Origin of the sequence: Bradyrhizobium sp. (genome assembly GCF_050014615.1) — a bacterium.
Taxonomy (GTDB): Bacteria; Pseudomonadota; Alphaproteobacteria; order Rhizobiales; family Xanthobacteraceae; genus Bradyrhizobium.
In genome coordinates, this window is the sequence record NZ_JBEKCZ010000231.1 from 1 (window position 1) to 8,161 (window position 8,161).

8 protein-coding genes are annotated in these 8,161 nt (G+C 62.8%); 6 read left to right on the top strand and 2 right to left on the bottom strand.

Annotated features, from left to right (window positions below; genetic code table 11):
- Window positions 1–218 precede the first annotated feature (218 nt).
- Window positions 219–995: an SDR family oxidoreductase gene (locus tag ABR948_RS25975; protein WP_428123421.1), complete on the top strand. Its 777-nt coding sequence runs from the start codon at window positions 219–221 to the stop codon at window positions 993–995.
- Between the two features lie 4 nt (window positions 996–999).
- Here ABR948_RS25975 and ABR948_RS25980 read toward each other — a convergent pair whose 3' ends face one another.
- On the bottom strand, window positions 1,000–2,547 hold the full coding sequence (locus tag ABR948_RS25980) for a flavin-containing monooxygenase (protein WP_428123423.1): 1,548 nt from the start codon (window positions 2,545–2,547) through the stop codon (window positions 1,000–1,002).
- A 121-nt stretch (window positions 2,548–2,668) separates the two neighbouring features.
- Between ABR948_RS25980 and ABR948_RS25985 the strand changes: the two genes are divergently transcribed.
- Together ABR948_RS25985 and ABR948_RS25990 are read left to right on the top strand one after the other, a co-directional pair.
- Window positions 2,669–3,157 (top strand): pyridoxamine 5'-phosphate oxidase family protein, encoded by a 489-nt coding sequence (locus ABR948_RS25985; RefSeq protein ID WP_428123426.1) that lies wholly within the window; start codon window positions 2,669–2,671, stop codon window positions 3,155–3,157.
- On the top strand, window positions 3,154–4,485 hold the full coding sequence (locus tag ABR948_RS25990; protein ID WP_428123428.1) for a pyridoxamine 5'-phosphate oxidase family protein: 1,332 nt from the start codon (window positions 3,154–3,156) through the stop codon (window positions 4,483–4,485). The genes ABR948_RS25985 and ABR948_RS25990 overlap by 4 nt, the downstream gene beginning before the upstream one ends.
- Before the next feature lie 21 nt (window positions 4,486–4,506).
- Here ABR948_RS25990 and ABR948_RS25995 read toward each other — a convergent pair whose 3' ends face one another.
- Window positions 4,507–5,358 carry an alpha/beta hydrolase gene (locus ABR948_RS25995; protein WP_428123430.1) on the bottom strand — a complete coding sequence of 284 codons (852 nt, stop codon included), beginning with the start codon at window positions 5,356–5,358 and terminating at the stop codon, window positions 4,507–4,509.
- Between the two features lie 101 nt (window positions 5,359–5,459).
- On the opposite strand from ABR948_RS25995, the gene ABR948_RS26000 reads away from it, so the two are divergent.
- The 3 genes from ABR948_RS26000 to ABR948_RS26010 form a co-directional block, all read left to right on the top strand.
- On the top strand, window positions 5,460–6,884 hold the full coding sequence (locus ABR948_RS26000; RefSeq protein ID WP_428123433.1) for an amidase: 1,425 nt from the start codon (window positions 5,460–5,462) through the stop codon (window positions 6,882–6,884).
- 100 nt (window positions 6,885–6,984) lie between these two features.
- Window positions 6,985–7,194 carry a ferredoxin gene (locus tag ABR948_RS26005; RefSeq protein ID WP_428123435.1) on the top strand — a complete coding sequence of 70 codons (210 nt, stop codon included), beginning with the start codon at window positions 6,985–6,987 and terminating at the stop codon, window positions 7,192–7,194.
- Window positions 7,195–7,278: 84 nt separating this feature from the next.
- On the top strand, window positions 7,279–8,161 hold an 883-nt coding region (locus ABR948_RS26010; protein WP_428123438.1), incomplete at its 3' end, for a cytochrome P450.

The window sequence follows — 8,161 nt, forward strand, 5'->3', positions numbered from 1 at the left end:
CTGCTCATCGAGAGATTCCTTGGACAGATTCCTGGGAGAAATTCCTTGTGGCCCGCCGCGCCGGCGACCGCCCTTTTCATGATTGGATTGCAATGGACCAAACTTCGTCAAGGTGCAACGCTGCAGTGCAGTGTTGACCGTCTGCGTGACGGCGGCCTAACAGTTGAAAATTCACCTGTCACACCCTGTCCAGCACCCCCATTCGAAAGAGTAATCCCATGGATCTTCATTTACGCGGCAAACGCGTCCTGATCACCGGCGCATCGAAGGGTATTGGCGCGGCGGCGGCCGAAGCCTTTGCCGAGGAAGGCTGCCATATCATGCTCGCGGCACGCAACGGCGATCAATTGAAGGCGCTGGCGGAGCGCCTGCGCTCGGCCCATCAAATCGACGCCACGGCTCATGTCGTCGACCTGCGCAAGCCCGAAGATATCGTCAGGCTGGTGAAGGACGCGGCCGACATCGATATCCTGGTCAACAATGCCGGCGATATTCCGGGCGGCTCGGTCGACAAGATCGACGAGCCGACCTGGCGTCACGCCTGGGAGCTCAAGGTATTCGGCTATATTAACATCACCCGCGCGATCTATGCGCAGATGAAGGCGCGCGGCCATGGCGTGATCGTCAACGATATCGGCGTCGCCGGCGAAAAGTTCGACGCCAATTATATCTGCGGCAGCACCGGCAACGCCGCGCTGATGGCGTTCACCCGCGCGCTGGGCGGCAAGAGCCTCGCCGACAACATCCGCGTGGTCGGGATCAACCCCGGCCCTGTTGGCACCGACCGCCACATCACGCTGTTGAAAACCCGGGCCAAGAACCAGTTCGGCGACGAAACCCGCTACAAGGAATTTCAGAAGGGCCTGCCGCTCGGCCGCCCCGCGCATGCCCGGGAAATCGGCGACCTGATGGCGTTCCTCGCCTCCGACCGCTCCGGCTATACATCGGGCGTGATCTATACCGTCGACGGCGGGATCAGCGCGGGATGGGGTTAGGGCTTCATGCGGCGCGCACGCCGGGCACTGCCGTCACCGCCTTCACACGTGCTGTCTCCTCGGGCGTGAACGCGTCCTCGATGATCGCGTTGAAACAACGCGCCGCCGCAATGGCACGCGTGGGTGCGTCCGGTTCGGCATCAGGCCCGGTCAGGCGGAACGAGGCCGGCGACAACGGGCCGAACCATAATGCGCGTTCGAGCGCCGGCCATGCCGCCGGACGCGGCTCGACGCCCGCATGGGCAGCAAAAAGCGTTGCCAACGCGTGCATGGGAACATCGCGCGGACCACCTCGGCGTGCTCTTGCCGCCGAAACGCCCTCTTGCATCGTCTCCAAGGATGGCATCGGCCGCAGTCCGGCCCACACATAGGCAAGCCAGCGCGCCTGCAATTCGAGCACCGGGAAATATGGCCCGACCAGCGGATAAAGGCCGATGAAACCGAGACCGTCCAGATCGGGATGCAGCGTGTGGTCGTGCAGGTCGACGTGGTAGCCGTCGAGACCCAGGCTCGCGGCGATCGTCTCGCTGACGAACGGCAGCGTAAGTTTGAAGCCGGTGCCGAAAATGACCGCATCGAAGGCGTCGCTCGATCGGTCGGCAAAGTGCACGGTCTGGCCGTCGACCGCCTCGATCCACGGCCGCGGCTGGATGCGTCCTTCCGCTACCAACGCGAGATAATTTTGCGACTGGGTCAAGCCGGCGGCGAAGATGTTGTCGTCTGGCCTCGGCGCACCGAATTGTTCGGGGCTGCCGCAGCTCTCCACCACCATTTGCTTCATCCCCGCCGCGATCGCCTCCGGCGGCAACACCCGTCCGGCCTGCGCGGCGAAGCGGGTGAAAGCAACGTGGTCGGTCGGCACGCCAGCAAGGAGCTTTTGCAATACATAGCGCTGGCGGCGCATGGCGACGGAGACCTTCGCGGCACCTGACGCCGCCAGCTCGCTTGCAATTTCAAGCGCACTGATCGAACAACCGGTAACGAGCACAGATTGCCCGCGATAGGACTCGGCGCCTCGATATTGCGAGCTATGAATAGCGCCGCCGCGGCCGGCAAACCCACTCAGCCCGGTAATTGCAGGCATGTCGGGCGTCGTGCAGCAGCCCGTCGCGACCACGACGCGCGAAAACAGTTCCGATACGGTACTCTCGTCGCGTCGCGAGCGGACGATCCAGCCCCCATTGGGGCCGCGATCCAAACCTTCGACGGGGGTCGACAGGCGAAGATGTGACGTGAGCCCGACCGTCTCTGAATATTGCTTCAAGTAGGCCAGCATATCGACGTGGCTCGGATAGACATTGGTCCCTGAGGGGTGATCGAGATCGCTAAAAGCCGTCAGCACCCGGCTGGTATTGGTGCGCATGCCCGGCCAGACAGCGCTCACAGGCGACGCCGCGTTCCATTGTCCTCCGATCGCCGCCGCAGCTTCGAAGACGACCGGCTCGAAGCCGTGCTTCTTGAGGAAACGGGCGGTCACAAGGCCTGCCGGTCCCCCGCCGATGATGGCGACGGTCCGTTCGGGCATGCGGATCGGATCGAGAGAAGCATTCATGGCGCGGATCCTCTGCTTGGTCAGCCGGAACCGTAGGCTTTTCTAGAACGCGCTGTTCCTAAATGTTTCCTAAGCGCCTGATCCCTTTTACTAAGTCATTGCTAACCGCTAGAATTGGCCAATGCTGGGAACAGATCGAAAACCGATCGACGCCGCGCTGGCCGCTTTCCTGGAAAGCCCGGTGATGATCATCGCAGGCAGTTGCGACGATGGCCTGCTGCCGCAGATTGCCCGAGCGGCCGGCGCGATCGTCGATCGCGCCAAAGGTCGCGTCGACCTCGTCGTCTCAGGCTCGCAATGGCCGCAGACGATCGCCAACGTCCGCCGCAATGGGCGGCTCGCCGTCACCTTCGCGCGGCCCGCTGATTATGTCTCATACCAGGTGAAAGGTCGCGCTGCGGTCATCCCCGCTTCCGCCGCCCATCGGCAACGCGCCCGGCGCTACATCGCGGCGATGACCGAGACGTTCGTGGGGCTCGGTCTCGACCGGGCGGTCGCGGCACCCTGGCTCATCGACCTGGAACCGCAGGTCCTGCGCCTCGCGATCGAGATGATTTTCGTGCAGACGCCCGGCGAAAAGGCCGGCCGCCTTCTCGAGTCCTCTTCATGACGATCCGCCTGCGCGATCTCCAGGCCTGTTTCGAAGGCGTCATTCCCTCGATCATCGCGACCGCGTCGCAAGACGGTATTCCCAACATTTCCTATCTTTCGCACGTCGCGCTTGTCGATGACGATCATGTGGCGCTCTCGGATCAATTCTTTTCCAAAACCGCCGCCAACATCCGTGCCAACAACAACGCCGCTGTCATGCTGGTCGATCCGCGTGATGGCAACCAATACCGGCTGTCCGTCATATTTGAGGGCGCACTCGACAGTGGCGCGCTGTTCGAAACCATGGCGGCCGAGCTTCGCGCCAGCAGCGCGCAACTCGGGATGGCCGACGTGATGCGTCTGCGCGGCGTACACCTTTATCGCGTTGCGTCCGTGGAGGCCGTTCCGTCGCCCGGCGCAGCGATGGCAGCTTCGTTGCCGGCGGCGAACCTGCATCTAGGCGCGGCTGCGATACTGGCTGCCCGGATTTCCGAACAAAGCGAGATAGACGCGATCGTCGACGCGGTGCTGGACGGCCTGCGCGACAATTTCGGCTATACCAACACGATGCTGCTTGTGAAATACCCCACCGGCGAACGCCTGGTTACGATCGGCAGTCGCGGCTATTCGTGGACGGGCATCGGCTCGGAAGTAGCGATCGGTGAAGCGACTATCGGGGTAGCCGCCGCCGAGCGCCGCGCCGTTCGCATCAGCGATATGAGCCGCGTTCGCCGGTTCGGCGCCGCCATCCGAGCCTCGGCAGCGGACGAGAATCAGACCCGCACCATCGCTTTGCCAGGGATACAGGATGCCATGAGCCAGATGGCGCTGCCAATGATCGCGGGAGGTACCTTGCGCGGCGTGCTGTTTCTCGAAAGCGCCGAGCGTCTCGCTTTTCCGAAAGATGTCGAAACGGCGCTCTCGATCGTGGCAAGCAATGCGGCGGCAGCCCTTGCGCTCGCGGACAATACGAGTGGCAACGAGCAATCGTTGGTCACCTCGCAAGGCAACGGTGCCTTGGCGGGACGACCCTTTAGCGTTGTTCACCACCTGTTTGATGACAGCGTATTCATCGACGGAGAATACCTGATCAAAGGCGTTTCGGGTCGGCTCCTGGTTCATCTGCTCGGGCTGCATCTGCGAGAGGGTCGTGCGGACTTCACCAATCGCGAGATGCGGCTCTCCGATGAATTGCGATTGCCCGATTTCAAGGACAATCTGGAGACCCGCCTGCTCCTGCTCCGACGGCGGCTCGAGGAAAAGGCTGCTCCAATCCGCCTGAAGCGAACCGGTCGCGGAAAACTCAGGCTGGAAATGGCTGGACCGGCGCTTCTTGAGTCGCGGTGAGCTTATGAGTTCACGCCTCGATCAACCCGGTATCCGCTCAAACAGCTGCCGGATCAGCATCGTGATCCGCCCCGTCGGCGACGCCAATTCGTTCATCACACTGAAATGATCGGCGCCGGGGATTTCTTCGTAAGCGACGGGCCGTCCGTATTTGGCGCGCTGACAGGCAAAGTCCGCGGTCTGCTTGCGCAGCAGCGGCAGTTCGGCACCGCCGACCACCAGCGACAGCGGCTTCATTGGGCCAGCGGCCTGCATCATCGGCGAGTTGCGGTGAGACATGGCTTCGTCGAGCCCCAATTTGAGGTTGAGATAGCTGTGGCGGATCGGCTCGAGATCGTAGATGCCGCTGATGGCGATGCCGCCGCCTACCTTGGGGTGCGACAGCGCCATCGCCGTCAAATGCCCGCCGGCGGACCATCCGGAAACGGCGATCCGGCCCGCGTCGCCGCCAAGGGCCGGCAATTGTCCGGCCAGAAAATCGATCCCGGCATTGATTTCGGCGACGATCTCATCGAGCGTAGCCTCGGGCGCGAGCGTGTAGCCGATCAGGGCGACGTTGATGCCATGCGCCATCGGGCCGCCGGCAAATACCGAGAAATCCTCCTTGGCCCGCATCTGCCAGTAGCCGCCGTGGATGAATACCAGCGTCGGCGCCTTCCCGGCAGCCTTGAGGAAGTCGATGCGATTGCGTTCGCGCGGGCCATATCGGAGGTCGAGATGATCGGAATGCCGGGCGCGCAATTCCTGGGAAAGCCGGTTCCAGCCGGCGACGATGTCGCCACTGCCGGCTACAGCCGCGCCGTTGTTGAGACCGCTATCGCGATCCTGCTGGCTCATGCCGCGCCAGTCGGGCGCGTCGAACGGGGTACTCATTCTCAGGTCTCCAAATCGCGGCTTGGTTTCCACTTTGCCGGAAAATGTTTTACAGGGCTACACCATCCGCTACCCGGGAGCGGAACGAAAGGGAGAACAGAGTGTCATCGGATCAGGGACTGGTGCGGGCCACGGCGTGCGCGATCATCGATAAACTCAAGTCAGGCGAAGTCACCCCGCTTGATTTGCTCGACGTGCTGGAGCGACGCATCACCGAAGTTGACGGCAAAGTGAACGCCCTGCCGACCCTGTGCTTCGATCGCGCCCGGACCCGCGCCAAGGCCCTGATGAACAAACCGGTCGGTGATCGCGGACTGCTCGCGGGCCTGCCGATCCCGATCAAGGACCTCACCAATGTCGAGGGTGTTCTGACCACGCAGGGCTCGCCGATCTATAAAGAAAACGTCCCCGCGCGCTCCGATCTTGTGGTCGAACATCTCGAAAGCCATGGCGGCCTGATCTACGCCAAATCGAACACGCCGGAGTTCGGCGCCGGCGCCAACACGTTCAACGAGGTATTCGGCGCGACGCTGAACCCCTGGGATCTGTCGCGCTCCGCCGCCGGCTCCTCGGGCGGTGCCGCCGTGGCGCTGGCCACCGGAATGGCGTGGCTCGCCCACGGTACCGACATGGGCGGCTCGCTGCGCAATCCCGCCAGCTTCTGCGGCATCGTCGGCCTGCGGCCGAGCATCGGCCGGGTCGCGCATACCCCGGCGGCGAAGATCGATCGCAATCTCGGTGTCCATGGCCCGATGGCGCGCAATGTCGAGGATCTGGCGCTGCTGCTGGACGCCATGAGCGGCGAGCATCCGGCCGATCCGCTGTCGCTGCCCGCGCTGCCAGCGTCGTTCCTGTCCGCGGCGCGCTCCGGCAAGAAACCGAAGCGCGTCGCCTATTCGCCCGATCTTGGAATTACCCCTGTCGATCCCGAGGTCGCCGCCATCACCCGGAAGGCGGCGGCGCGTTTCGCCGAGGCCGGGGTGATCGTCGAAGAAGCGCATCCTGATCTGCGCGAAGCCCATGAATGTTTCCATGTGCTGCGCGCCTTTGATTTTGCGATCAGCAAGGCGGCGCTGCTGCGTACTAAGCGCGACCAGCTGAAACCGGAAGTGATCTGGAACATCGAGGAGGGCCTCAAGCTCACGGTGGCGCAGCTTGAGCGCGCCGAAGCCCAGCGCGTCGCGATGACCGCGCGTACGCTTGAATTTTTCAAAACCTATGACCTGCTGCTGACGCCGGCGACCATTGTCGCACCGTTTCCGATCGAGAACCGCTATGTCGCCGAATGCGCGGGCAAAAAATTTGACAACTACGTCGAATGGCTCGGCATCGTCTATGCGATTACCCTGGTCTGTTGCCCGGCCCTGTCATTGCCCTGCGGGTTCACCGCGTCAGGCCTGCCGGTCGGATTGCAAATGGTCGCTGCGCCACGTGGCGAGGCGCCACTGCTCGCCGGCGCCAGGATGCTGGAGGATATTCTGGGTGTCCGCGGCACCACGCCGATCGATCCAAGGCCAGCGCCGTAGTATCGACGATTTGGGCGCTGGTGAATAATGCCTGCCCCGCTATAATTGTCCGGGGAAACACCAATGCGCGACCACAAGCGCAACGACAGGGAACGCTCTCATGTCCGGAAAGCTGAAAATACACGTCGATCAGGGCAAATGTCAGGGACACGCCCGCTGCAAGTCGCTGGCGCCCGAACTGTTCGAGCTCGATGAACTCGGCAATGCGCACGAGGTCGGCGACGGTTCCGTGCCCGCGGGGCTCGAGGACAAAGCGTGGCTCGCCCAGACCAATTGTCCGGAGATCGCGATCGACGTCACCGAGGAGTGAACGCCTCGTCCAGAATTCCAGCCCATTTATGCAAAAACAATTTGAACGAACCAAGCCAGCAAGAACCAGGAGGAAATTGCCCTGATGTCCGATCACGCCCCCGTCACGGATTGGGTTCACGATTTCGACCACACCGATCCACGCTGGACTGAAAATCCGTTTCCGATCTGGGACGAACTGCGCGCCGAATGCCCCGTGGTTCACACCAGGCGTTTCCTCGGCTGTTACCTGCCGACCACCTATGAGGCGGTGAAACAGATCGCCTACGACACCGAGCACTTTTCCTCGCGCCGCATTATCGTGCGCGACGTCCGGCCCGAGATCACGAACTCGGCGCCGCCGATTACCTCCGATCCGCCGCAGCACAAGCCCGCCAAGCAGCTGCTGCTGCCGCCGTTCACGCCCGACGCCATGAAGAGACTGGAACCGCGGATTCGCGCGATCTGCAACGAGCTGATCGATCAATTCATCGCTGATGGAAAATGCGACGCCGCGGCGCGCTACAGCAAGCACATTCCGGTTCGCGCGATCGCTCACATGCTCGGCATCCCGGAAGCGGACGGCGAGCTCTTCATCAGATGGATTCACGAAATTCTCGAGCTAGGCATCAAGGATGATGACATCCTGATGCGGGCCGTTCACGAGATGACCGGATATTTCGTCGGCCAGATCGAGCAGCGCCGCAGGCATCCCACCGATGACCTGATTTCGACGCTGATGAACGCCCGGGACAGCAACGGCCAGCCGCTGTCGGACATGCATGTGCTGGGCTCGCTGCGGCTGCTCCTGATTGCCGGCATCGACACCACCTGGAGCGCGATCGGCGCTTCGCTGTGGCATCTGGCGAAAACACCCGAAGATCGCAACCGGCTAGTCGCCGAGCCGGCGCTGTTGCCGACTGCGGTCGAGGAACTGCTGCGCGCCTATTCGCCGGTGACGATGGCGCGCGAGGTCGTGAAGGAGACCG

Excerpts from the sequence above, each read along its gene's own strand:
- ABR948_RS25975 (WP_428123421.1), top strand. The coding sequence starts at position 219 with ATGGATCTTCATTTACGCGGCAAACGCGTCCTGATCACCGGCGCATCG.
- ABR948_RS25980 (WP_428123423.1), bottom strand. The coding sequence starts at position 2,547 with ATGAATGCTTCTCTCGATCCGATCCGCATGCCCGAACGGACCGTCGCC.
- ABR948_RS25985 (WP_428123426.1), top strand. The coding sequence starts at position 2,669 with ATGCTGGGAACAGATCGAAAACCGATCGACGCCGCGCTGGCCGCTTTC.
- ABR948_RS25990 (WP_428123428.1), top strand. The coding sequence starts at position 3,154 with ATGACGATCCGCCTGCGCGATCTCCAGGCCTGTTTCGAAGGCGTCATT.
- ABR948_RS25995 (WP_428123430.1), bottom strand. The coding sequence starts at position 5,358 with ATGAGTACCCCGTTCGACGCGCCCGACTGGCGCGGCATGAGCCAGCAG.
- ABR948_RS26005 (WP_428123435.1), top strand. The coding sequence starts at position 6,985 with ATGTCCGGAAAGCTGAAAATACACGTCGATCAGGGCAAATGTCAGGGA.